The sequence below is a fragment of the Candidatus Omnitrophota bacterium genome, from assembly GCA_028715965.1.
In the GTDB taxonomy this organism is placed as follows: Bacteria; Omnitrophota; Gorgyraeia; order Tantalellales; family Tantalellaceae; genus JAQUQS01.
The window spans coordinates 39,560-62,410 of sequence record JAQUQS010000007.1 but is presented as its reverse complement, the minus strand read 5'-3'; the positions used below and the strand labels follow the sequence as shown (position 1 = coordinate 62,410).

At 38.5% G+C, this 22,851-nt stretch carries 21 protein-coding genes; 19 read left to right on the top strand and 2 right to left on the bottom strand.

Annotation, left to right across the window (positions count from 1 at the left end):
• Positions 1-8: 8 nt before the first annotated feature.
• The gene (locus PHH49_05015) at positions 9-329 is read right to left on the bottom strand and encodes a DUF2924 domain-containing protein (protein MDD5488306.1); all 321 of its coding nucleotides are present in this window, start codon (positions 327-329) and stop codon (positions 9-11) included.
• A 254-nt stretch (positions 330-583) separates the two neighbouring features.
• On the opposite strand from PHH49_05015, the gene PHH49_05010 reads away from it, so the two are divergent.
• The 9 genes from PHH49_05010 to PHH49_04970 are packed head-to-tail and all read left to right on the top strand — an operon-like array spanning position 584 to position 13,537.
• A complete protein-coding gene (locus PHH49_05010) occupies positions 584-2,338 on the top strand; it encodes a class I SAM-dependent DNA methyltransferase (GenBank protein MDD5488305.1) in 1,755 nt (584 codons plus the stop codon).
• A 9-nt stretch (positions 2,339-2,347) separates the two neighbouring features.
• Positions 2,348-3,562 carry a restriction endonuclease subunit S gene (locus PHH49_05005; protein MDD5488304.1) on the top strand — a complete coding sequence of 405 codons (1,215 nt, stop codon included), beginning with the start codon at positions 2,348-2,350 and terminating at the stop codon, positions 3,560-3,562.
• Position 3,563: 1 nt separating this feature from the next.
• Positions 3,564-6,626 (top strand): HsdR family type I site-specific deoxyribonuclease, encoded by a 3,063-nt coding sequence (locus PHH49_05000; protein MDD5488303.1) that lies wholly within the window; start codon positions 3,564-3,566, stop codon positions 6,624-6,626.
• Positions 6,619-7,185: a M48 family metallopeptidase gene (locus PHH49_04995; protein MDD5488302.1), complete on the top strand. Its 567-nt coding sequence runs from the start codon at positions 6,619-6,621 to the stop codon at positions 7,183-7,185. Before PHH49_05000 ends, PHH49_04995 begins: the two co-directional genes overlap by 8 nt.
• A gap of 9 nt (positions 7,186-7,194) precedes the next feature.
• Positions 7,195-7,959 (top strand): hypothetical protein, encoded by a 765-nt coding sequence (locus tag PHH49_04990; protein MDD5488301.1) that lies wholly within the window; start codon positions 7,195-7,197, stop codon positions 7,957-7,959.
• Positions 7,960-7,977: 18 nt separating this feature from the next.
• Positions 7,978-9,258 (top strand): DUF2130 domain-containing protein, encoded by a 1,281-nt coding sequence (locus PHH49_04985; protein MDD5488300.1) that lies wholly within the window; start codon positions 7,978-7,980, stop codon positions 9,256-9,258.
• Entirely contained in the window at positions 9,255-11,111 is a 1,857-nt protein-coding gene (locus tag PHH49_04980; GenBank protein MDD5488299.1) for an AAA family ATPase, read from the top strand. Before PHH49_04985 ends, PHH49_04980 begins: the two co-directional genes overlap by 4 nt.
• The gene (locus PHH49_04975) at positions 11,108-12,604 is read left to right on the top strand and encodes a TM0106 family RecB-like putative nuclease (GenBank protein MDD5488298.1); all 1,497 of its coding nucleotides are present in this window, start codon (positions 11,108-11,110) and stop codon (positions 12,602-12,604) included. The genes PHH49_04980 and PHH49_04975 overlap by 4 nt, the downstream gene beginning before the upstream one ends.
• Positions 12,605-12,619: 15 nt before the next feature.
• Positions 12,620-13,537, top strand: a complete 918-nt coding sequence (locus PHH49_04970) for a hypothetical protein (protein ID MDD5488297.1) — start codon at positions 12,620-12,622, stop codon at positions 13,535-13,537.
• Between the two features lie 20 nt (positions 13,538-13,557).
• On the opposite strand, the gene PHH49_04965 is transcribed toward PHH49_04970, so the two are convergent.
• A complete protein-coding gene (locus tag PHH49_04965) occupies positions 13,558-13,800 on the bottom strand; it encodes a helix-turn-helix transcriptional regulator (GenBank protein ID MDD5488296.1) in 243 nt (80 codons plus the stop codon).
• A 77-nt stretch (positions 13,801-13,877) separates the two neighbouring features.
• On the opposite strand from PHH49_04965, the gene PHH49_04960 reads away from it, so the two are divergent.
• The 10 genes from PHH49_04960 to PHH49_04915 all read left to right on the top strand — a co-directional run bounded on the left by PHH49_04960 (position 13,878) and on the right by PHH49_04915 (position 22,583).
• A complete protein-coding gene (locus PHH49_04960) occupies positions 13,878-14,516 on the top strand; it encodes a hypothetical protein (GenBank protein MDD5488295.1) in 639 nt (212 codons plus the stop codon).
• Between the two features lie 214 nt (positions 14,517-14,730).
• Positions 14,731-15,993 carry a DNA modification methylase gene (locus PHH49_04955; protein ID MDD5488294.1) on the top strand — a complete coding sequence of 421 codons (1,263 nt, stop codon included), beginning with the start codon at positions 14,731-14,733 and terminating at the stop codon, positions 15,991-15,993.
• Positions 15,986-16,609 carry an ECF-type sigma factor gene (locus tag PHH49_04950; GenBank protein MDD5488293.1) on the top strand — a complete coding sequence of 208 codons (624 nt, stop codon included), beginning with the start codon at positions 15,986-15,988 and terminating at the stop codon, positions 16,607-16,609. The genes PHH49_04955 and PHH49_04950 overlap by 8 nt, the downstream gene beginning before the upstream one ends.
• The gene (gene terL / locus PHH49_04945; protein MDD5488292.1) at positions 16,593-18,248 is read left to right on the top strand and encodes a phage terminase large subunit; all 1,656 of its coding nucleotides are present in this window, start codon (positions 16,593-16,595) and stop codon (positions 18,246-18,248) included. Before PHH49_04950 ends, terL begins: the two co-directional genes overlap by 17 nt.
• Before the next feature lie 53 nt (positions 18,249-18,301).
• Positions 18,302-18,760 carry a toll/interleukin-1 receptor domain-containing protein gene (locus PHH49_04940; GenBank protein ID MDD5488291.1) on the top strand — a complete coding sequence of 153 codons (459 nt, stop codon included), beginning with the start codon at positions 18,302-18,304 and terminating at the stop codon, positions 18,758-18,760.
• An 18-nt stretch (positions 18,761-18,778) separates the two neighbouring features.
• On the top strand, positions 18,779-19,315 hold the full coding sequence (locus PHH49_04935; protein MDD5488290.1) for a hypothetical protein: 537 nt from the start codon (positions 18,779-18,781) through the stop codon (positions 19,313-19,315).
• A gap of 21 nt (positions 19,316-19,336) precedes the next feature.
• Positions 19,337-19,732 (top strand): hypothetical protein, encoded by a 396-nt coding sequence (locus PHH49_04930; GenBank protein MDD5488289.1) that lies wholly within the window; start codon positions 19,337-19,339, stop codon positions 19,730-19,732.
• Positions 19,733-19,742: 10 nt separating this feature from the next.
• Positions 19,743-20,243, top strand: a complete 501-nt coding sequence (locus tag PHH49_04925; GenBank protein MDD5488288.1) for a hypothetical protein — start codon at positions 19,743-19,745, stop codon at positions 20,241-20,243.
• 1,184 nt (positions 20,244-21,427) lie between these two features.
• Positions 21,428-22,213 (top strand): helix-turn-helix domain-containing protein, encoded by a 786-nt coding sequence (locus PHH49_04920; GenBank protein MDD5488287.1) that lies wholly within the window; start codon positions 21,428-21,430, stop codon positions 22,211-22,213.
• A complete protein-coding gene (locus tag PHH49_04915) occupies positions 22,203-22,583 on the top strand; it encodes a hypothetical protein (GenBank protein ID MDD5488286.1) in 381 nt (126 codons plus the stop codon). The genes PHH49_04920 and PHH49_04915 overlap by 11 nt, the downstream gene beginning before the upstream one ends.
• The last annotated feature ends 268 nt before the right edge of the window (positions 22,584-22,851 follow it).

Sequence of the window (22,851 nt, the reverse complement as noted above, 5' to 3'; positions counted from 1 at the left end):
CTCCTCGTTTATAGACCGAAAAATAGGTAACCATTCCAATGTTGATCAGTTACCGCTCCGGCAATGGCACTTAATGAACGGTAAGCCTTACCGTCATACTCAAATCCCTTATCCAGCACCTTAACATCAATAGTAGTACCTTTATATACCTTAGATATGACCGTTCCGGGGATTGGCAGCCGCCTGTCTCGGATCCGTAATGCTCCAGTCCCATTTTGCCGTAAAGCCTTATTGTTAATGGGGTCATAGGCCTTAATAAACTCGTCCAGCCTGGCTTTGGCCTCGTCAGATAACCCTGTAGGGCCCTGCTTTTTCTCATTTTCCATCATAACTCCTTGTTTTTAAATATGTTATATCTCAAGCTAGTACACATATAGCCATAGAAAACGAGATATATCAAGGAAAAAAGCGATAAATATTTGTGTCTTAAATTGTTATATATAAAAGGCTTACATGCGGAAGCGAAAAAATGTTAAAAAAACTTATTGACAAAAACCTGAAAAAAGATATAATTTACATAAGCAAAAAAGAAAAGAGCTTATACAATAAGCCAACAGAAAAACAACTAATATAGGAGAGACTTATGGTGCAGACAAATTTGCCAAACTGGGTGAAGACAAGATATGAACTTTTATGGAAAGAGCTAGGAGATCGTGAATTTGGCATGGAGGATGTCGAGAAAATTCTCAAAGATAAAGATGTAGAGAAACAGAGCATGCAAGGGATACCTGTTCTTATTTCAGAATTAAAAAAGGCTGGCTGGTTGGAGGTAAAGCTAGATCCGGACGATTCCAGAAAAAGAATATATAACCTTAAATCTTTCGACCAGGTTATGGGGGAAGCCTTTCAGAAGATATCAAGAGGAGATCTCGAGGGGATATTAAAGAAAGCAGCTGATCTTATAAGAACCAGGGTGGATTATAAGTTTATTTTAATACTGTTGTTCCTCAAAAGAATAAGTGATAAATGGGAACTGGAATATGAAAAGGCGTATAAGGAAGCAATAGATGATGGGTTCAGCGAAGCCGAGGCCAAGAAAGAAGCAACCAACGAAACATATCACGACTTCGTAATACCGGAAAAGTATCTTTGGGAGAATATAAGGAAGGACGTAAATAGTTTGCCCGAGAATTTTTCAAAAGGGCTCAAAATCTTAGCAGAGAAGAACCCCGAGCTAAAAGATATTTTGGATACAACAGATTTCATACAGTTTACCAACAACCGTGAGAACGCTGAAATTTTGAGACAGCTGGTAGAGCTTTTCAGCGAAAGAAAACTTCATCACGTAGCGCCAGATATTCTGGGCGATGCATATGAATGGGTTTTAGGGTATTTTGCTCCGCAAAAAGCAAAAGAGGGGGAAGTGTACACCCCTAGAGAAGTTATCCGGTTATTGGTGGAGATATTAGACCCTAAGCCCAATGAAAGTGTTTATGATCCTGCGGTCGCATCGAGTGGAATGCTCATAATTGCGCATCAATATGTAGAAGAGAAATACGGAAGAGAGGACGCGGAAAAACTTTTTCTTTTTGGACAAGAGGCAAATCACAAAACTTTAGCTTTTGGGAAAATGAACCTGTACATGCATGAGATACGTAACGCTCAGTTAGCATATGGAGATACTCTTCTTTACCCGAAGTTTAAAGAAGAAGACATGGTTAATCAATTTGATATGGTCATTGCGAATCCACCCTGGAATCAGGATGGATATGATGAGAACGTTATAAAGAAAGGTGATTTTTGGAAGAAGCGCTTCACATATGGGTTTGCAACGAAGCAATCGGCTGACTGGATATGGATACAACATATGCTTGCATCATCAAAAGGAAAGGTGGGAGTTGTAATAGATAACGGGTGTTTGTTCCGTGGAGGAGCTGAAAAGATAATACGAACAAAGATTGTTGATGAAGATCTAATAGAGTGTGTAATGCTTCTTCCAGAAAAGCTTTTCTACAACACAGGGGCACCAGGGGCGATAATGATACTTAATAAAAAGAAATCCAAGGAACGCAAGGGAAAAGTACTTTTTATTAATGCAACAAATGAGTACGGACAGCATCCGGATGTACGAAAGCTTAAAATTTTGGGAAAAGAACATATTGGGAATATCGCTGAAGCTTATAAAGATTTCAAAGAAAAGGATGGGTTTGCTAGAAGTGTTGAACTCGTTGAAATAAAAGAAAATGAGTATAACCTAAATGTTTCTTTGTATGTTTTTCCAGAGGATGAAATCGAAGAAATAGATATTAAGGAAGAGTGGGGGAAATATAAAAAATTAAAATCCGAAATAGATGCTCTTGAAGAAGATATAGAGACAGTTATTAATAACATCAAATAAAGGAAGCCAATGAAGAGCCTTAGATTACCCGGAGAATGGAAAATAGATATTCTTGAAAACTATGCCTATATTAAAGGAAGGATAGGATGGCGAGGCCTAAAGGCTTCGGAATATACCAAAAAAGGGCCTAGTCTTGTTGCAAATAAACATCTAAATAACGGGAAAGTGCTTTGGCGAGAATGTGATCATATATCAAAGCAGCGTTATGATGAATCTCCTGAAATACAATTAAAAAAAGAAGACATTATTATGTCTAAGGACGGGACCATTGGGCAGCTTGCCTTTATTGATAACTTGCCGGAACAGGCGACAATAAATAGCACAATGATGCTAATAAGGAGTGAAAAAGAAGATCTTTTGCCAAAGTACTTATTCTATTTTTTTCAAGGTCCTTTCTTTAAAAGACTATTACGCCAAAAAGTGTCAGGGGGGCAGATCCCGCATATTTTCCAAAGAGATATGAATAAGCTACATATCATAATGCCTCCACTGAAAGAACAAGAGGAAATATCAAAAATTTTAACAATTCTTGATTTGGTAATTGAAAAAACAGATATGATTGTTCAGGAGTTGGAACATATAAAACAAGGGTTAGTGAATAAATATTTTTTGAAAAATGAGAAGCTTAAATTTGTCCCACTCATCAATATCTTTGAAGTTAAAAGCGGAAGTACGCCATCAACAAAAAATAAAAAGTACTGGAAAGATGGAAAAGTAAACTGGTTGACTCCTGCCGATCTTGGCCAGCTTGAGGGAGATGTCTATGTGGGAGAAAGCAAGAGAAAGGTATCTGATAAAGCCGTGAAGGATGCCAATCTAAATATTATGCCAGCAAATTCAATAGTAATGTCCACAAGGGCTCCGGTTGGTTATGTCGCACTGCTTCAAATTGAAAGTACTTTTAATCAAGGATGCAAAGGGTTATTGCCAAGAAAAGAGGAAGAGGTTAATCCTTTATTTTATTCCTATTATCTGAGTTCTAAAAGATATGCGCTCGAAAATAGAGCGGGACAAAGCACCTTTAAAGAGCTATCAAAAACTATGTTAGAAAAGTTCAATGTTCCACAAGTTGATATTGATTATCAAAATAAAGTTGCAGATCAAATAAGGCTTGTAGAACAGAAAATGAATTTAGAAAAAGATAGAAGAGACAAACTGAAGAGAATAAAGCAAGGACTTATGAACGATCTTTTAACGGGAAAGAAAAGAATAAAAGGTGATTAATATGGCCAGGTTTAACGAAAAAGAAACTTTAGAGAAGTATATTATAGAACAATTAATTGGCCCTGATGCAGGGTGGACATTTATTTCTGCTGATGATCTGGAGAGGGATAGTTTTGAAGAACCACTTTTATTAAGAAACCTCATGCGTAAAATTAAGGAAATTAATAAGGCTAGTTTAACCAATGAGGACCTTAACAGCGTAGTTAAGGCCCTTAAGTTTAAAGGAGCCACTCAGGATGGTATCAAAGAAATATTGAACTACCTTAAGAATGGAGTTTCGATAAAACTTGAAAGGGAGAGAACCCTCGAGCGAATTCAGCTCTTTGATTACGACAACATCAAGAACAATGAGTTTATCGTGACCAGGCAGATCCACTATATAAATGGGGAAGAACACAAGATCATGGACATAGTGCTTTATGTTAATGGTATTCCGCTTGTTAATATTGAATGCAAGAATCCAACTTCATTTTCCGAGGACTGGACTAATGCCTTTAAAGATGTAAAAGATTATGAGAATGCTGTGCCTGAATTATATAAATATGCTCAGATAGGGGTGGCTGCCGCTGAAGTAGCGCGATATTTTCCAATAGTGCCATGGCAGGATGATATTAGGCAATTAAAGGTTGGTGAATGGAAAGAGGAAGGTTTAGATTCGATAGACGCGACCGTAGGCATGCTTTCTTGCCAGAACTTACTTGATATTATCCGAAATTTTATTTTCTATCGTATCGAGTTCGGAAATGCGACCAAAGTCATTACCAGGTATATGCAGTTTAGAGCAGTTAACAAAATAGAGGAAAGGGTTAAGGCCTTCATTTCAAGCAAAGACGAAAAGCGAAGGGGGCTTATATGGCATTGGCAAGGGTCGGGTAAGACGCTGGAGATGATATTTGCTGCATATAAGCTGTACCACAACCCAGTCTTAGAAAACCCAACGATATTCTTTATTGTTGATAGAAAAGAGCTCGAAGAGCAGCTTAGTGACGAATTCAATGCCCTTGATATCACAAAGCCGGAAGTAATCAGTTCCATTGATGAGCTCAAAAAAATAGTTTCGCATGATGGCTATAAAGGCAGAAGAGGTTTGTTTATAACGCTTGTCCATAAATTCAGGCCGGAAGAATTGGCAGAACTTGACAAGTATCTTGCTGAGTTGTCAGAGAAACAAGAAACGCTTAAAACACGGGGGAATGTTGTAGCTTTCATAGATGAAGGGCATAGATCGCAGTCCGGTGGCATGGCTGCGCAGATGAAGAGCTTGCTCGGTGAGGATACGACTTTCTTCTTTGCGTTTACAGGAACTCCGATATGTAAGCCCGAAAGAGGCATAGATACCTACAGGGATTTTAGTTATCTCCCGGAGGAAAAATATATCGACAAATATTTTATTACGGAATCCTGGCAGGATGAGTTTACTGTAAGGATAGCATATAAACCTGCACTTGCAGATAAGGAAGGAATACATCTTAACGCTGAGATGTTAGACAATTTTCTTAAGGAAAAATACCAAGAGATTCCTGATGACATCAGGGAAAGCGTGGAAGAGGGCATAAAAGAGAAACTCAGCATAGTAAAAGCCTATCTTGAAAACCCCGAAAGAATAAAGATAGTGGCAGAGAATATCGCTAAACATTTCAAGAAAAATGTGAATGGTAAATATAAAGCTCTTGTTGTGGCAGTTAGCCGGGAGGCATGTGTTATGTATAAAAGAGAGCTTGATAAGCATTTGCCTCCCGAGTATTCGGAAGCAGTAATGAGCTATTCAGAAAAAAAAGATTCCGATGCTATTAAGAAGTATAAATCGGAATTAGTTAAAAGGCATAATGGTAAGGAAATAGATGATATTAAGAAAGAGCTCATAAATAAGTACAAAGAAGAGGACTTGCCGAAGATCTTTATCGTGAAAGACATGCTCCTAACAGGCTTTAATGCTCCTATTTTACAGACAATGTACTTGGATCAACCACTTAAAGAACATAGATTGCTACAGGCCATAGCAAGAACAAATAGACCTTATAAGGGAGTAAAAGAAGCGGGTCTTATTGTCGACTATATAGGAATACTGAAAGACTTCAATAGGGCTTTTGAGATATATACGCAGGAAGAAGTGAAAGGGGTTCTTTATAGCGCTGATGAGCTAAAAAAGGAATTTTTTGAAAAACTGAGTCAGCTTCTGGGCATCTTTGAGGCCTTACCAAAAGATAAGGTAGACAGAAAAACTTTGCTTAAGGCGATAGAGGTTCTAACGGCCGATGAAGTCCTTTGTAAACATTTCCTGAGTGAATTTAAAACATTAAGGAAGCTGTTTGAGCTGCTGGGATCTGAAACCATAAAAGCAGAGAAAGCCCTTGAGTATGGATGGCTGAGTCAGATATATGCTAGCTATCTCAAGATTGTTTTAGCGCGTGGAGAGGATGAGAAGCTCTATATCGAACAATACTACAAACAAACAGTTGAATTTATCCACAAGACGACAGAGTTGAAAGAGCTTGATGATGCCTTGCCTGCTATTGAGTTTAATGAAAAGTACATCGAAGTGCTAGATGCAAAGGCAAAAGGCAAAGAAGAAAAAGCCGCAAATCTTGTCTTCACGCTCAATAGATATGTTCTTGTTGACCGGCAGAAAAATACTATTTACGAGACCGTAGCCGAAAGAGTAGAGAAACTTCTGGATACATGGAAACAAAAGGCCAAGAATTTCGAAGAAATATATAATGAGGGCTTGGCCATATGGGACGATATGATGTCCATCAAGAAGAGGCAAAGAGATATCGGATTTGATGACATTTCTTATAATTTGCTCCTTATCTTGGAAAAACAATTTGGCAAGCAAAAGGCCCTAATTGACGATGTCAAAGAGTTGTACGATAACCTTGATGACATTATTGGGCTTAAAGCAAGGAAGTTTCCAAACTGGGCTACGCAAGTAACTGTACGGAAAAATGTAGAAAAAACCATCCGGAAGTTTATAAGGAAATACGTTCGAGAATATGGACTGAGCATTGATGCGATGGAACAGCTTTATCAGAAACTTATTGATCACGTGGTGAAGCATGGATAAACCGATAAAAGCATATAACAAGGTTGTGTTTTACCAGACCGAGTACAGGAAAGTTAAACATCCACGGCTTGAGTTCAAGACAGGTATCTTAAAATTAATTGTACCCAAGGATTGGAAGGAGACTGAAGCCGAACTCTTATTGAAACATGAGAAATGGATCATGTCCAAACATGATCAGATAGAAGCCTCTCTGGATAGAAGCGAGGGAGAACAGTTAAAAGTCAAAAGAGACATCGACAGCTTTAAAGGTTTTGTAAGGAAAACACTTGATGAATATCTGAAGCCCTTGAAGATAGAGATTAAAAGACTAGATTTCAAAACCATGAAAACAAAATGGGCAAGTTGTTCGCAGAATAGGATTATAACAGTCAATGCCCTAATGCGGTATTTGCCGGATAACCTTGTGAAATATGTTCTTTTTCATGAGATCGCTCACTTAGAGGAGCGAAAACACAATAAACATTTCTGGAATATTATTGAAAAGAAATTTAAAAACCCAAAATTAAAAGAACAAGATCTGATGATGTATTGGTTTTTGATACAGAAACAGGTTTTGTGAGGAGATATTATGTCAGATCTTAAAGATAAAATTCAGCCAGGAGATGTCATTTTAACTTGTGGTAAAGGGGTTGTTCTATCGTCGTTATTGATCAAAGTTGCAAATTTCTTCAAAAGAGGATATGCCTCAAGGGGATGGACACACGCTGCTTTGTATCTCGGGAAAGACGAGGTAGTAGAAGCTTTTCCTGGGGGTATTGTAAGACGAAACTTCACCGAGGCTTATTTGGGTGGCAATTTTGAACTTTTAGTCTTGAGAAGAAAAAACATTACGCAAGAGAGCCTCGGGAAGATGATAGATTTTTGTGTTAATGAAAAAGGAGAAAAGTACGATTTCAGAGGGTTAGTATATTTTTTGCTGTTTAATCTCTTGCCGCATCAGTTTCATTTTCTTCTAGATAATAAGTTTATGGGTGGACGGTTTAACGTTGAAGAAGCCTACTTTTGCTCAGAATTAATAGCGACAGGATTTGAGGAGGCTGGAGTTTATTGTTTCGAAAGAGAACCGTATAAAGTAATGCCCATAGATTATTTTAATACATTACTTTTTGAAAAAATCGCCATTTTAGAATTTCCTAAAAAAGAGAATAAGATTATATGGCATTGTAAGAAGATCGTATTTTTCACGACATATTTAATAGCGGCTATCCTCTTCCCATTGATTTTAATATTGATAGGTATTGGAATTATATTATTGTTGTCATGGGTGGTTCATTTGATAGTTGCATTGTTATTGCTGCTTTCTAAAAAGGCAGAAAAAGATAAGGAAAAATAATATATTTGGGAGGATATTATGTCTAAAGGATTAATTAAATGCCCGGAGTGTGGAGCTGAGTTTGAGCTTTCACAGGCCGTATCACATGATATAGAGGTTGAGGTTGCAAAGAAGTATCAGAAGCAAATAAAAGACCTTGAAGAAAAGGCCAGCAAAGAGACTGAAGTAAAGGAACAAGAGCTTAACAAAAAGCTTCAGGATGAAAGGGAAAAATTTAACAAGAAGGAAAAAGAGCTTTCCGATCAGATAGAAGCAGCGAAGAAAGAGGCTGAGGATAAGGCAAAGAAGAAGGCAGAAGAGTCCATAAAACTTGAATTAGAAGATCTTAAAGCGCAGCTTCAGGAAAAAGATGACAAGCTAGCGGAAGGTCAAAAACAGGAGTTAGAACTTCGAAAGAAACAACGAGAACTCGAAGAAAGAGAAAAGGCTGCTGAACTTGAAATGGCAAGGAAGCTTGACGAGGAACGTTCTAAAATTAAGGAAGTAACACTTAAGACCTATGAAGAAGAGCACCGCCTGAAAGATGCGGAGAAAGATAAACAACTTGCTGATATGCGTAAGCAGATAGACGATCTGAAGAGAAAAGCAGAACAGGGGTCTCAACAGAACCAGGGGGAGGTCCTAGAACTTGAACTTGAGGATATGCTGAAAGAAGAGTTTGTCTTTGATGAAATAGACCCTGTATCAAAAGGCGTTAAAGGCGGCGATGTTATACAAACGGTAAAAACACAGTCTGGCAGAGTTTGTGGAAAAATACTCTGGGAGACTAAGAGGACAAAAACATGGAGCGATAAGTGGCTTCAAAAGCTAAAAGATGACCAAAGGGATGCTAAAGCTGATGTGGCGGTTATAGTTTCCGAAGTTCTCCCCCCAGGGCTTACTCATTTTAGACAAATAGAAGGAGTGTGGGTAGCTTCCTTAGGCGCGGCAAATAGTCTTGCTCTAGCCTTGCGTGTTATTTTGACAAAAGTGGCGGTAGAAAAAAGCCTACAAGAAGGCAAGGCTGAGAAGAAAGAACTAGTTTATAACTACCTTACAGGCCCGGAATTCAGAAACAGGGTAGAGGCAATTGTAGAATCTTTTGTTGGCATGAAAGAGGATCTTGATAGAGAGAAGCGTGCCATGAATAAGATTTGGGATAAACGGGAAAAACAGATAGAACGAGTTGTTCTCAATATCGGTGGCATGCAGGGAGATATTGAAGGCTTAGCAGGTATGAGTCTGCCTAAGATAGAGATATTAGAGTTGCCGGAAGCGTATGTAAATGATGACAATCAAGATGACGAGGAGAACGTATGAGATTGACAAAGATTAAAATAAAAAATTTCCGAGGAATATTTAAAGACCAGGAGGTTATGCTTTCAGATCTTACAACGATTGTTGGGAAAAATGATAGTGGAAAATCTATAGTATTGAATGCAATAGCCTCATTTTTAGATAATAAAAGTTATCCTGTTTGTGAAAAGGACTTTAATATAAATAGGAAAGCAGAAGAGCCCATCCAGATGGTCTGCACATTTTCAGATGAAGATATGAGGGCAAAGATGGCAGAGTATTTGAAGGATACACGGAAGAAGGATATTGGGATAGAAGAAGAAGTGTTTTCTATTTTGCAGGAAGGAGAACACCTAGTTGTAAGAAAAACCTGGGAAAAACCAGACAAAAAACCAACGCGGAGTGAAGTTTGTGTTGTAGATTATGAAGAGGAAGCATATCAACAATTAAGCGATAAGGCAGATAAAGACATAGATAGAATAATAAAACAGCTGAAGATAAGTGTGCCAGCAGATGTGCCGGGTAGGAATTCAAAGCTTGAAAAGATTAAGTATATAAAAGAATACCTAGATAGCAATGGTCATAATAAATGTGTTATATGGAAAGAAGATCCAAAAATTGATGGAGTATTGCCTCAGATGGAGTTTTTTCCATCAGATCATGCGATAAGCACAGACACAAAATTTAATACAAGCATGAAAGCAGAAACTATAGAATATTTTCGTGAAGAGCAGCATCATGAAGAATCAAAATTGCTAAGAATTGAAAAAGATGTTGCTGAGAGGATGCAAACAGAGGCTAGAGAGATAGAAAAGTATATGAAGATGCATGTGTCAGATTTGGAAAAAGTTGAAATCGAACCACAATTTAACTGGGTTGATGCTATCAAGGATGTAACTGTTAAGTTGAAATTTAGCAAAGACAAAGAGGCTTTGCCGATGGAAAATAAAGGGGCAGGGTATCGAAGATTGTTTATGGTTGGACGTTTTCGGTATTTGGCAGAGAAAAAGAAAAGTGAAGATGTTATTTATGCAATAGAAGAGCCAGAAACATTTTTGCATCCCTCAGCACAGGTTGATTTATTAGATTCTTTATCAGAGATTTCAAGCAATAATCAAATTCTGGTTACAACGCATTCTCCAGTTTTCGCTGGAACCACTAAAAAAACAAATATTATTTTATGCAGACATAACATTCAGTCTATTTATGAACAGGGTGTTGATTTAGTAGAGGAGATAATTGAAGAACTGGGGATCAAACCATCCTATAATCTTAGAGATAGCTTTGAAAAAATCATTTTCGTGGAAGGAAAAGATGATATCGATTTTTTAAAAATAGCTGCTCAAAAGTTGAAAGGTATTGATTTTGACGATGACGAAAAGAGAAACAAATATTTGTTTCTCTTTGGTGGAGGGAATACTTTAGCCAATTTTATAGATATTCATTACTTTTCAAAGTCAAGAAGGGCATTAGTTTTGTTGTTAGATGGTAATGTTTTTGATGAATCTGAGTGTTCGGAAGACAAACAAAAGTCACTAGTGAAGTTGATCAAAAATAACGAAGCTTTGAAAACTGAATTTGAAAAGAATAAAAACGCTAAATGCTGCATTCTTAAAAAACAGTGTATTGAAAATTACTATCATCCTAAAGCTATCAGAAGAGCTTATGGTTTGTCTGATCAAGACATTGAACAGGATATATTTCCAAACAACAAAGACGTAATAAATCATCTAAAGAAAATCAACAAAGAGACTAAAAAGAATATAAAGATAAAAGGGAATAAGGATGTTTATAATGAGATGTCTCCCGATGAATGGAAAGAAGTCTCAGATGGTGAGATAGAAGCAATTATTGAGCATATTGTTAAAGAAAAATGACCATAACAGCCTCTAAATTGTATAACTATATCCAATGTCCGCACAGGGTGTGGCGGGATATTTATGGACCTCAGAATGAGAAGCAAGATGAGGAAAATGCCTTCTTGCAGCTTATCTGGGATAGAGGGGTTCTGCATGAGAAAGAAATAATTGAATCTATTGGTAAATATACAGATATTTCAGGCGGAACCTTTGAGGAAAGGATTGAAAAAACAAAAAAAGCAATGGATGAAGGCGCCGAGCTCATATATCAGGGTGTAATCGAATATGAGGATATGATGGGTATACCTGATCTACTAAAAAAGGACGGGGACAAATATATACCAATTGATATCAAATCAGGTAGGGGCTATGGCGATTTTTCAGAAAATGGAGAAGAAAAACTAAAGAAACATTATGCAGTTCAATTATGTCTATATGTTGATATTCTGCAAAAGCTTGGATATGCTTCTAAAAATAAAGGAATCATAATAGATGGTCATGGAGAAGAGGTAGAGTATGATTTAGACCTGCCTATGGGGAAAAAGGACTTGAGGACTTATTGGCAATATTATGAAGAAATAAAGGCAGAGACAAGAAAGTTAATTGCTGACGAGGTTCAAAATATACCAGCGTTAGGATCTGTATGCAAGATGTGTATATGGTATACGAGTTGTAAAAAGTGGTGCTATGGAAAAGATGACCTTACAAAGTTATTTTATTTGGGGCGAAGTAAACGCGATGCATTAAATGATGTATTTGGAATTATGACGACTAAGCAAATGTCAGAGATAGATCTAGAAACCATTCTTACCACCAAGAAACTAGAAAAAGATAAGCTCAAAGGCATGCAGCTTGGTGATAAGACATTAACCCAGATTCACAAAAGAGCACAGGTCTTAAATAATGAACAGAAACCTGTTTTCTATGAGCCGATATCTTTTCCTGAAGTTGATGCTGAGCTATATCTTGATATAGAAGATGATCCAATGAGGGGTATAGTTTATCTGCATGGTATTTACGAGAAGATTGGAGACAAAGAAAGGTTTGTTGCATTTGTTGCAAAAAGTACAGATGAAGTAGGAGAGAAACAAGCCTTTAAAGAACTATGGGATTATCTGAAGTCCTTTGAAGATAAATCTCATGCTGTTTATTACTATTCTAGTCACGAGAAAACTACATATAAAGCTTTAGCTGGTCTTTATCCGGACATAGTAACTCCGGAAGAAGTGGAAACATATTTCAATCAGCCTCATATTATAGATTTATATTATGAGGCCATTTACAGTAAAACAGACTGGCCATTACCGAGTTATTCATTAAAAGAAATCGCTACATATCTTGGTTTCAAGTGGCGGGACGAAACCCCATCCGGGGCGTTATCAATCAAGTGGTATAACGAATATTGTGAAACGAAAGATGAAAGTATCCTGAATAGGATACTTGAATATAATGAGGATGACTGCAAGGCGTCGATGGTTATAAAACAAGAACTGGAACGAATGAGTAAATAGTGAAAAAGGATTATTATGAATAAATCAATGACAAAAGAAGAATTTTGGCAAAATTTTAGTTTAGGCATTGAGCTAGATATTGCGGGCAATTTTATATATAACGGCTTAAAAGCTTTTGATGAAATTAAGGATTTCGAAGCTGAAGGAGCAATTTTTGATTTTTTATATAATATTTCTTGTGGAGTAGAAAGACTGCAAAAAATAGCAATAATTTTACTTGAATACAATGATGATCTTGAACAAGAATTATTCGAAAAAGGATTAATAACACATAGCCATTTAGAGCTGTTGCAAAGGTTGGAAAAAATAAAATCTTTGAAATTAGAAAATATTCATAATGCGTTTCTGCAAATGACAACTAATTTTTATAAAACAATCAGATACGATAGATATTGTTTGAATAAGATACAGAATATTTCCAAAGAGAAAACTGCATTGCTTGATTTTCTTCGTAAATATTTAAATATTGAAGAGGAAATTCGAACGAATGACAAAAGATATAAAAAATTTATTGGTAAGATTATTGGCAGGATAGTGGAAGCCTTATATCAGATAATTTATAGCGAATCTAGAGCAAAAAATCTTTATACTTATGAAGTAAGATATAATTCAAAGGCGTTTAAGATATTTATGAGAAAAGAATATGATTTTTCTAAAGAAAAGTTATTGTGGAAGGAATTATTAATATATTTTATCAATAACGAAACGGATAAAGGGGTCATAGGATTAATAAAGGGTATAAAACCTTTAAAATTTGATCCGGGTATGAATCAGGAATATATAACTGCTTTTCAAAATGATCAGATTAAAATGGAACATTTTGATGAGTTAGAAGCTAGCTATGAAGATAAGGTTGATAATGTCAAGGAAAGATTTACCCAGTTGGATGTAATAGGAGATCCATATGTCACATTCGGAGATGAAGAAATATAAGATTAAGGAAAAGAATTTTGTTACAAATTCTTCTCAGCTTCTTTGGCGAGTTTGCTAAAAGTTATATTCAAGGCCCCCGCCATCTTATAGGCCACACCGATGCCTACGTCGACCTTACCTAGTTCTATAGAGCTAACATAGGTTCTATGTATATTTGCCTTATCAGCAAAATCCTCTTGAGATAAGTTCATTTTGTGCCTGTGTTTACGCACGGCTATTCCAAATGCTTTCCTGAACTTATATGACTTGATATCCCTTCCCATGAGAGCTATAATCGCATAATGTAGACGATAACACTACAGATGATAGTCTACAAAATTATGCTTAAATGGGAGGAAAAATGAAGAGAAGACCATTATTTTTGTTAATTATAGCGTTATTTTGGGGCATTCTTTGCGCGAATACACTTCTGGCAGAGGAAGAACCCATTAATCCGGTTATTATACGGTTCCTTCAGAACCACCAAGATCTGGGCACACCTTTCAGTGCAACTGCTATGCCTGACTGGGCTATGGGAAAGAGGCAGGAGATAGCTACAAGCAAGGCCACATACCTATTCCTACTAAAGGGGCACGATATTGAGGCAGTTTATCGGCATGAAAAAGATGGGTCCAGAACTAAGATCTTTAGCCGCATGAATCAGGGTAGCCCACAAGCAAAGAAAGCTAAGGTAAGTGGAGATAGCGGGCTACCTGCCCATGAGGTTTTAGGCGTATACCCATTAATGGTCAATGGCAGATTGCTTCAGGATAAGATGGGGGAAGTATTGATCCCAGGATATATTAAGGACGATAAGGCTAAGGCAGAAGATATTATAAGGAAAATAAGTAAAAAACATGGATTCTTACAGGCAAGCTTCTATGCTACTAAGGAAGCATATAAGGCGGACAATTCTGCAGCATACTCAAGCCAACATCCGGGAGCGCTGGAGGAAGGATATATAGGATCTTATAATAAAGGACAGGTAACTGTAAAATAGCAGATTGATTAAATACGGTTAATTAGGTATACTATATATTGTTAGTTTACTCTGCAATCCTCTGGGGAGAAAACCGGAGGGGCAAATTGTTGGAGAGGAAATTTGAAAGCGAGAAGTTTTCAGTTTTCTCTCTTTTTGTTTCGGGAGGAGACCAAAAGCGGAAGCTTTCAGGTTTCCTCTTTTTTTATTTCAACTGAAACAAAAGGAGGGAAACATGAAGATACAAAAAGTGCCGATCAAAAAGCTCAAGCCTGCCGGATACAACCCACGCAAAGACCTCAAGCCGGGAGACCCGGAATACGAAAAGCTCAAGCGCAGTATAACTGAGTTTGGTTGTGTGGAGCTCATTGTCTGGAATAAACGAACAGGAAACATTATAGGAGGGCATCAACGGTTAAAGGTTCTTATCGCGATGGGGGTAGAATCTGTAGAAGTAGTTGTTGTCGATCTTCCTTTAGAAAAAGAAAAGACCCTTAACCTAGCCCTTAATAAGATCACTGGAAAATGGGATGAAGAAATGTTGGCGAGTCTTCTCAAGGAGATAGAGGAGACACCGGATATTGATATTAGCCTGACAGGATTCGATTTGCCGGAGATCAGCCAGCTCTATGACAAGTTCAACATCTCAGGAGAAGAAGATCCTGACATTGATAGCTTTATGGATGAAGAGAAAAAGCCCATCACTAAGCCAGGTGATATTTTGGAATTGGGGAAGCATAGGCTTATTTGCGCTGATGCTTTGGTTCCCGGGACTTATCAGAAGCTGCTTAATGGTGCCGCCGCAGAAATGCTACATACTGATCCTCCATACAACGTTGGTTATGATGATACCCTGCGTCCCACAAAAACAAAACGGGAAAGAAGATGGAAGCCGATAGAAGCTGACGCTATGAATCAGGAAGTCTATGATGAATGGTTCAAGGGTGTATTTTCTGAAGCTATTAAGCCTCTGGCGGAAGGAGCCGCCTTTTATGTGTGGAATGGATATAAGCAGTTCGGTCTAATGCATAAGGTCTTGCAAGGGGTCGGATGCCATATAGCCTGTGTTATCACCTGGGTCAAGGAAAGTTTTGCCCTCGGATATAGCGACTACAATCAGCAGAGCGAGTTCTGCCTTTATGGTTGGCTTGAAGGCAACGGTCCGCATAAATGGTTCGGCTCCGCTAACGAGTCAACTGTATGGCAGATAAAGCGCGATTTGACAAAATCATACATCCATCCCACGCAGAAGCCTGTCGCTCTTGCCCAGAGAGCCATCAAGAATAGTTCCGTCAGAGGTGATATCGTTTTGGATATATTTCTTGGATCCGGATCAACTTTAATCGCGGCAGAGTCTCTTGGAAGACGCTGTTATGGAGTTGAAATAGACCCGCGATATTGTGATGCCATAGTTAGGCGATATATCGCCTATGCAGGGGCAGATAGTGTGGCTAAAGATCTGTATGATCGCTATTCAGGGGGTGGTGAAGATGCCTAAAGAAAAACCGCAGAAAAAACAGGAACAGCCTGTTATGAGGATTATACAAAACATCCATGATGGCAAAATAAACCCCGCTACCTTGTCTAAGGAAGAACGGCAAGAGTGTGTTGAGGCGCTGCAGCTCGAGGGATATTCAAACAGTCAAATGGCAAAACTGCTTGGAAGAAGTGAAAAAACTATCAAGCGAGATTTGGACGAGATCAGGCAAAAAAACGCCATTGTGCCCAATATGGAGTTGGCATGTCAGTTGGTTGGAGAACTCCTTAAAAATACCAGGTCACATGTTCAATATCTTATAAAACTGTCTCGTCAACAGGGAGCCTCTGTAAGTGAAAGAGCCCAAGCTATATATTATGCGTCTCGCCTTGAACTTGATACCATCGCCAAGCTTCAAACCCTTGGGTACATGCCCATGGCACCACAGAAAGTGGTGGGGGATATATATCACCATGGGGATGCTACTAATGGCCTCAAAGAGGAGATAGCATCTATACAAAAGCAAATGGAAGAGCTTAGCAGTTACATGAGCGATGATGAGAAGGAAGAGCTGGCAGATATCAAAGAAGGGTTAACTATATTAATGAAGGAGGATGAAGATGAAAAAGATAAATAAAAATAAGATAACAATTTTAATGCAGGCGGAACTTATAAAGAAAAGGCGGGAGAAATTTACAAACTTTGCCGATTTTAGGAGCTATTATTTTTCACATTACAACAAGTTGAAAGATGGTCCATTCCAGACAGAGTTTACAGCGGATCTTCAAAAGCTCAAAGACAATAGAGGGTCTAAGCTGGCCATCGCTGCTCCCCGGGAAAGCGCCAAGAGTACCATATTAACGCTTCAGTATGTTATTTACTGTGTGTGTTATGATCTCGAGAAATTTATTCTCATTGTATCAAACACCTCGGAGCAGGCCGCGACATTTCTCGAGAATATCAAAAGTGAAATTGAGAACAATGAGAGGCTGCTAGAGGATTTTCCTGAGGTGTGCGAAAATTGGAAAGTGCCGACTCCGGCTAAATGGCAGAGAAAGGAGATCATAACGAAAAATGGCATTAAAATCCTGGCTTTAGGGGCAAGTCAGCAGGTTAGGGGATTAAGGAATCGGGAAATAAGACCTAGTCTTATTATTGCCGATGATGTTGAAAATAACGACACCTGTCTTAACCCCGAAGTGATGGATAAGCTGCAGAGTGCCTTGACCAACGCGGTCTTTAAGGCGGGCAGCGCTGAGACCAATATAGTTCTAATAGGAACCATACATCACTATCATTCGTTACTTTCCCAGTTTACGAGCCAGGATGCTTATCCGGGATGGAGGAAACAGGTATATAGAGCTGTTGTTAAGTGGTCAGACGGTCCTAAAAGATGGGAGAGATGGACACATATTTACAACAACAGGGAGTCGTATAAAGGGGAATATGGCCCCGAAGCCGCCAAACAATATTTTGAACGTTATAAATCAAAAATGCTTAAGGGCACGGAGGTACTGTGGCCGGAGAGAAGATCATATTATGAGCTCATGGTTATGCGTGAGCAGGAGGGACATGTCAGCTTTGATGCCGAGATGCAAAATGAGCCCGTCAATCCTAAGGACTGTATTTTTAATCTGGATGATATACATTTCTGGGATGATAAATTTGAAAACGAGGAGGAGCTCTTGGCCTCATTCCAGGGAGATGCGTTGTTTTTCGGTGCATGTGACCCAAGCCTGGGGACCAGTAAACGCAAGGGGGACTTTTCGGCGATCATTACCGTGGCCAAGGATATGAAGACCAAGAAGATGTATGTACTGGATGCGCACATTGACAGGCTACATCCGGATAAAACCATAGGTGTTATTGTTAAGTATCATGACTTGCGAGGGTATAAAAAATTTAGAGTGGAGAGCAATCAGTTTCAAGCTCTTATGTTGGACGATCTCCGAGAGCGGATCGAGGCTAATGAACAACGGCTAGGCATAGAAGGGGTCAACCACACTAGCCATAAATATGAGCGTATAGAAGCCCTCCAGCCGCTTATAAAGAGCGGAACCCTGCAGTTTTCGAGGCGGCATATAACCCTACTAGAGCAGTTGAAGCAATACCCGAAGGGAAGACACGATGATGGTCCTGATGCTCTCGAGATGGCAGTGACTCTGGCGCAGAGTTATAAGGGCGGTTGTTGTCTTTATACCTGGGATGTATATCCTGAGGAGCCATCAAGGGCACAATGGCCACTTCCCAAGGTGGACTCCCTGCGGAGTATGTAACAATTATATGTAAAGTGGTACAATATATAGTGTTCAGAATAAGGAGGATATTGATGGTTAATTCTTTTATCAGTTATGCGGTGGAAGATAAAGAGATGGCAGAAAAATTGCATTATGCTATGACTCGAGCAGGAATAGAGACATTTATGGCAGGGATATCTATAGAGCCTGGAGAAAGATGGACAGAGGTGATATTTGAAAAGTTAAGGGAAGCAAAGTGGGTGTTTTTCTTGGCGTCAAAAATATCTTGCGACTCCAAGGCAGTGCAACAAGAGTTAGGCGGCGCGCTTGTTCAGCAAAAAACGATAGTACCTTTGTTGATAGACATAAGCCCCGAAGAATTACCCGGATGGATAGATAGGCACCAAGCAATTGATATTAAACAGGCGCCGGAAAAATTACATAAAGCCATTGAGAATGTGGCCGAAAGAATAAAAATTGATAAGTTTTGGGCCGGGGTTGTCGTTGGAGCCTTGGTTTTTTTGTTGATACTGTATCTGAAAGAATCATAAAAGCCGGAGAGTATAAGGATGAGTAATATAAATGTAATTAAACGACAAATAAGAGAAGCTTTAATGCGATTATATGGAGAAGACGCTTTTTTATTTGAACGAAATTATGGGCAAGGGGTTGGCGAGCGATGCCTAACCTTCCGGTTAGCACATTATTTGCAGTTGCAATTTGATTCTTACCATGTAGATTGTGACTTTAATTCTTCTTGGGAAATAATATATGATGAGAAAGGAGTGCCGATAGAAATAATGGAGCGTCATGGAAAGATTATTCCGAATCCAGATGGATCTACAACAGGTAGATTTGTTGATATTATTATTCACCGACGTATTTTAGGTGGAAGCAATGATTTTCTTTGTTTTGAGATTAAAAAATGGAACAATTGTAGTTCTGGAAATATAGCTAAGGATTATAATAATTTAGAAGTAATGACATCACAATATGGGTATAAATATGGATTTCACGTTATTATTGGAAGAGATAGAGAAAACGCTAGATGGAGTATTTTTCACGGGGGGCAAAAAATTGCAGATAATGAACTTGTGTTTGTGTAATACGTGTGAAAGGAAAAACAGATGAACAATGGTCCATTGGAGAGGCAATACGGTAGATATAGAATAACTTTTAGAAAAGATGACCATGTTTGTGGAAGAACTCCATCCCCGCATGTTGAAATTTGGAAAGGAAGTAAAAAACTAGGCAACTTTGACATGGCTTCTGGAAAAGCTGAATATAAAAGACAACCACTGCCGCCAAAAGAAATAAGGCAGGCCATAGCGAAATATCTTGGGGACCCACAGGTTGTAAGAAAAGTAACTGAGATGATAAAGGGTAGCTATTTTGATTTAGCCAAACCAGCAGGGGAATATGGGGGAATCCCAAAAGGATTTAAAGTTACCATTTCGGTAGCATATTCTTATAAAAGCCTTGAGGGGTTGAATGAAAATGGATCAGATAGGAAGATGGGGTAGATGAATTATTATGAGGGGACATGTAATTTCAAAGATAAGGGAAGCATCTTATTTTTTAAGGCAGATGGGAGCGTGTTCAGAAAAGCCTGAAGAATTCAGATTTAATCTCAGTGCTTTTTTGACAAGTTCAAGATCAACTGCACAGTATCTACTAGAAGAGGCTAGGAGAAGGCAAAAGGAAAGATGGTATGAGAGCTATATAAGTAATACTCAATATATGGGGTATTTCAGAGATAAAAGGAATTTTAATATACATGAACAGAGTGTCCCAATAACTAGAGATGTTAACCTTACGATTTCTATTATTGGCACAAAGTTGGTTGTTGATAAAAAAGAGAAAAAGTATTTCACACCCAGTAAAAAAGCAGAGAAAGTAAACCCGAACACAAAAACAAGCAAATTTGAGTTTACTGACTATCCAGGGAAAGAAGATATACTGACATTATCTACAAAATATTTAGAAGAACTAAAAAAGTTTGTTGTAGATGCTCAAAATGATAACGTCATTTGAGATAAGGCCTACCATGTCCGCCTAAACAGCTTGGACACAACCTAACACATTTATTGATATAAAGTTATCGTAAACAAGATCCTTAAACCCCGGACAAATTGGACAAAATAATAGTTCGAGTCCATCTTGAAGTAGCTATATTCACCTCGAAACATATCTCTGAATAGCCATCTATATAGGGAATCCCGTTAAATGGGGCATTTAACCGTATAGTAAACACCCGTTAATTAGCTCCTCAGAAGAGAGATAAATTGGTCCTATACCCCCGCCCCCCTCACCACTTTAAAAAAGGAGACATTCCGAGAGGATGTCTCCTTTTTTAATGGTAAGATAACGAAGGCGAAGGGGAATAAGCTTTAGATGTAAAGCCCCGAGTCCGACCGAGGCCGTAATGGCCGAGGAAGTGTCGAGAAGGGCGTGGACAATGAGACGAGTAGGAGCATTGTAGCCCTGAGCGACCAAGGCAAGCGAACACAAAATGTGCGAGCGGGCGCCGAGACCTCCGCGTCGAGGCCGGCTCACCACTTTAAAAAAGGAGACATTCCGAGAGGATGTCTCCTTTTTTAATGGTAAGATAACGAAGGCGAAGGGGAATAAGCTTTAGATGTAAAGCCCCGAGTCCGACCGAGGCCGTAATGGCCGAGGAAGTGTCGAGAAGGGCGTGGACAATGAGACGAGTAGGAGCATTGTAGCCCTGAGCGACCAAGGCAAGCGAACACGAAATGTGCGAGCGGGTGCCGAGACCTCCGCGTCGAGGGCGGCTCACCAGTTAAATAAAAAACCAGGGTACACTCCCCTGGTTTTTTATTTAACAGAGCATTTGTAAGTCGAGATCCGCAAGTAGCCGTGAATGCGGTCGACTAACGACTAACGAATATTGATCAGTAATCTTACTTAGTGTCGGTACTTTTTATTAGACCCGTTAACATTTTAGCTATTTCCTCTAATTTCTCGACCATAAACCCCATAACGGCCTCCTTCCCCCATATGTAAGATAATAGTTAGCTAATGTCTGACGCGAAACAGATGGGAATATTATCTTAAGGTTGTGTGACCTTTAGCCTCGCACCCGGGCGAGACCCCAAAAAGGGGGTGGTGTGGCGGTCGTATGTTAGATAACACAACAACGCATTGACATAAAAACCAACATATGTTAAACTTAATATAACAAGGGGGTATAATTTATGGATAGATTTTATAAAGATCTTGGGATAAAAATTAAAAAGATAAGAGAAAGAATGGGGTTGTCCCAGGAAGAGTTAGCTAAAAAACTTGGAGTGAATAGAGTGGCCGTTTCTCAGATAGAGACAGGAGACAGAAAGATTAGTGCTGAGGAAATTACTAAAGTAGCTAAAGTGTTCAATATACCTACAGATGTATTACTGAACATCAAAAAGGATATCGAAGTTGTTTTTGAGAAGAGTTTGAAGAAGGCAGAACATAAAGAAGAAATAAGGATCAGTGTCCCCCAGAAAAATCTGAAAAAATTCAAAGAGGTGTTGATATATATCCTTGAAAAAGTTGGATCTAAGCCCAATATTGGAGAAACAGTCTTGTACAAGCTTTTATATTTCATGGATTTTAATTTCTACGAGAAATATGAGGAGCAGCTCATGGGTGCTACTTATATAAAAAATCATCATGGACCGACGCCAAAAGAATTTATAAAAATCGTAGAAGAAATGATCGAGAATGAAGAGGTGGTAAAAGTACAGAACAAATATTTTCAGCATTTACAGAAAAAGTATTTACCTTTGAGAAAGCCGGATCTTTCTCTTTTGAGCGCGCGTGAAAAGGAAACAATAGACGATGTATTGAATAGCAGGTTATCTGATATGAATGCTACGCAGATCAGTGACTACTCACATGGTGATGTTCCGTGGGAATCTACAGAGGATGGTGAAATTATAGAGTATGAATCCGTGTTCTATAGAAAGGCACCTTACTCGGTGAGGGAATATGCCGAATAGCATTTTTAATAAAATAGTTCATCTTGCTGAGTACGCAAAAGATCTAAAAGCTCTAAAAAAGAGGTTTAGAACTCTCGACGATGATATTGAGACATTTATTAAGGTTGCATTGAAACTGAAACATAAGAAGGGTAAGGAAGTAAATGGTATAGAGAGGATCTCCAATCTCGGCATTGAATATCCTGAAATATACAAGGTGAAGAGGTTTGCTTGTAAGGCATTGAAGGGAAGAGGAGCAAAAAGCGGGATTAGAATTATTTACGCCTACTTCAAAGAGGAAGATAAAATTGAGTTTATTGAGGTATATTTCAAAGGTGACAAGGGAAATGAGGACAGAGAGAGAATTAAAAAATATTATGGCAAGGAGTGACCTTACCCCATCTGTAGTACCACTTCCAAATAGAGTATTACACTGCTTTTAATCGTCTTTCAAGCGCAAACCTATTTCGCTTTGGTTATAGAGTCCGTTTTTCTTCTTTTGTCTACATGTTCCCATGCTCCGTATAAGCATAAGTCCAATGCTGATAGACAGTTCAAGCAAAACTGCATAAAACCGGCACAGTGTAAAAATAAAAAGTAAGATATGGAAGGATAATGTGATATAATAATGTACTAAATTTTACACTTTGTAAGTGGTT

Bases quoted from the DNA above. Each gene is read 5' to 3' on its own strand.
- PHH49_04975 (MDD5488298.1), top strand. From the start codon at position 11,108: ATGACCATAACAGCCTCTAAATTGTATAACTATATCCAATGTCCGCAC.
- PHH49_04925 (MDD5488288.1), top strand. From the start codon at position 19,743: ATGAGGGGACATGTAATTTCAAAGATAAGGGAAGCATCTTATTTTTTA.
- PHH49_05010 (MDD5488305.1), top strand. From the start codon at position 584: ATGGTGCAGACAAATTTGCCAAACTGGGTGAAGACAAGATATGAACTT.
- PHH49_04940 (MDD5488291.1), top strand. From the start codon at position 18,302: ATGGTTAATTCTTTTATCAGTTATGCGGTGGAAGATAAAGAGATGGCA.
- PHH49_04965 (MDD5488296.1), bottom strand. From the start codon at position 13,800: ATGGGAAGGGATATCAAGTCATATAAGTTCAGGAAAGCATTTGGAATA.
- PHH49_04970 (MDD5488297.1), top strand. From the start codon at position 12,620: ATGAATAAATCAATGACAAAAGAAGAATTTTGGCAAAATTTTAGTTTA.
- PHH49_05005 (MDD5488304.1), top strand. From the start codon at position 2,348: ATGAAGAGCCTTAGATTACCCGGAGAATGGAAAATAGATATTCTTGAA.
- PHH49_04955 (MDD5488294.1), top strand. From the start codon at position 14,731: ATGAAGATACAAAAAGTGCCGATCAAAAAGCTCAAGCCTGCCGGATAC.
- PHH49_04995 (MDD5488302.1), top strand. From the start codon at position 6,619: ATGGATAAACCGATAAAAGCATATAACAAGGTTGTGTTTTACCAGACC.
- PHH49_04950 (MDD5488293.1), top strand. From the start codon at position 15,986: ATGCCTAAAGAAAAACCGCAGAAAAAACAGGAACAGCCTGTTATGAGG.
- PHH49_05015 (MDD5488306.1), bottom strand. From the start codon at position 329: ATGATGGAAAATGAGAAAAAGCAGGGCCCTACAGGGTTATCTGACGAG.
- terL (MDD5488292.1), top strand. From the start codon at position 16,593: ATGAAAAAGATAAATAAAAATAAGATAACAATTTTAATGCAGGCGGAA.
- PHH49_04990 (MDD5488301.1), top strand. From the start codon at position 7,195: ATGTCAGATCTTAAAGATAAAATTCAGCCAGGAGATGTCATTTTAACT.
- PHH49_05000 (MDD5488303.1), top strand. From the start codon at position 3,564: ATGGCCAGGTTTAACGAAAAAGAAACTTTAGAGAAGTATATTATAGAA.
- PHH49_04920 (MDD5488287.1), top strand. From the start codon at position 21,428: ATGGATAGATTTTATAAAGATCTTGGGATAAAAATTAAAAAGATAAGA.
- PHH49_04935 (MDD5488290.1), top strand. From the start codon at position 18,779: ATGAGTAATATAAATGTAATTAAACGACAAATAAGAGAAGCTTTAATG.
- PHH49_04960 (MDD5488295.1), top strand. From the start codon at position 13,878: ATGAAGAGAAGACCATTATTTTTGTTAATTATAGCGTTATTTTGGGGC.
- PHH49_04915 (MDD5488286.1), top strand. From the start codon at position 22,203: ATGCCGAATAGCATTTTTAATAAAATAGTTCATCTTGCTGAGTACGCA.
- PHH49_04980 (MDD5488299.1), top strand. From the start codon at position 9,255: ATGAGATTGACAAAGATTAAAATAAAAAATTTCCGAGGAATATTTAAA.
- PHH49_04985 (MDD5488300.1), top strand. From the start codon at position 7,978: ATGTCTAAAGGATTAATTAAATGCCCGGAGTGTGGAGCTGAGTTTGAG.
- PHH49_04930 (MDD5488289.1), top strand. From the start codon at position 19,337: ATGAACAATGGTCCATTGGAGAGGCAATACGGTAGATATAGAATAACT.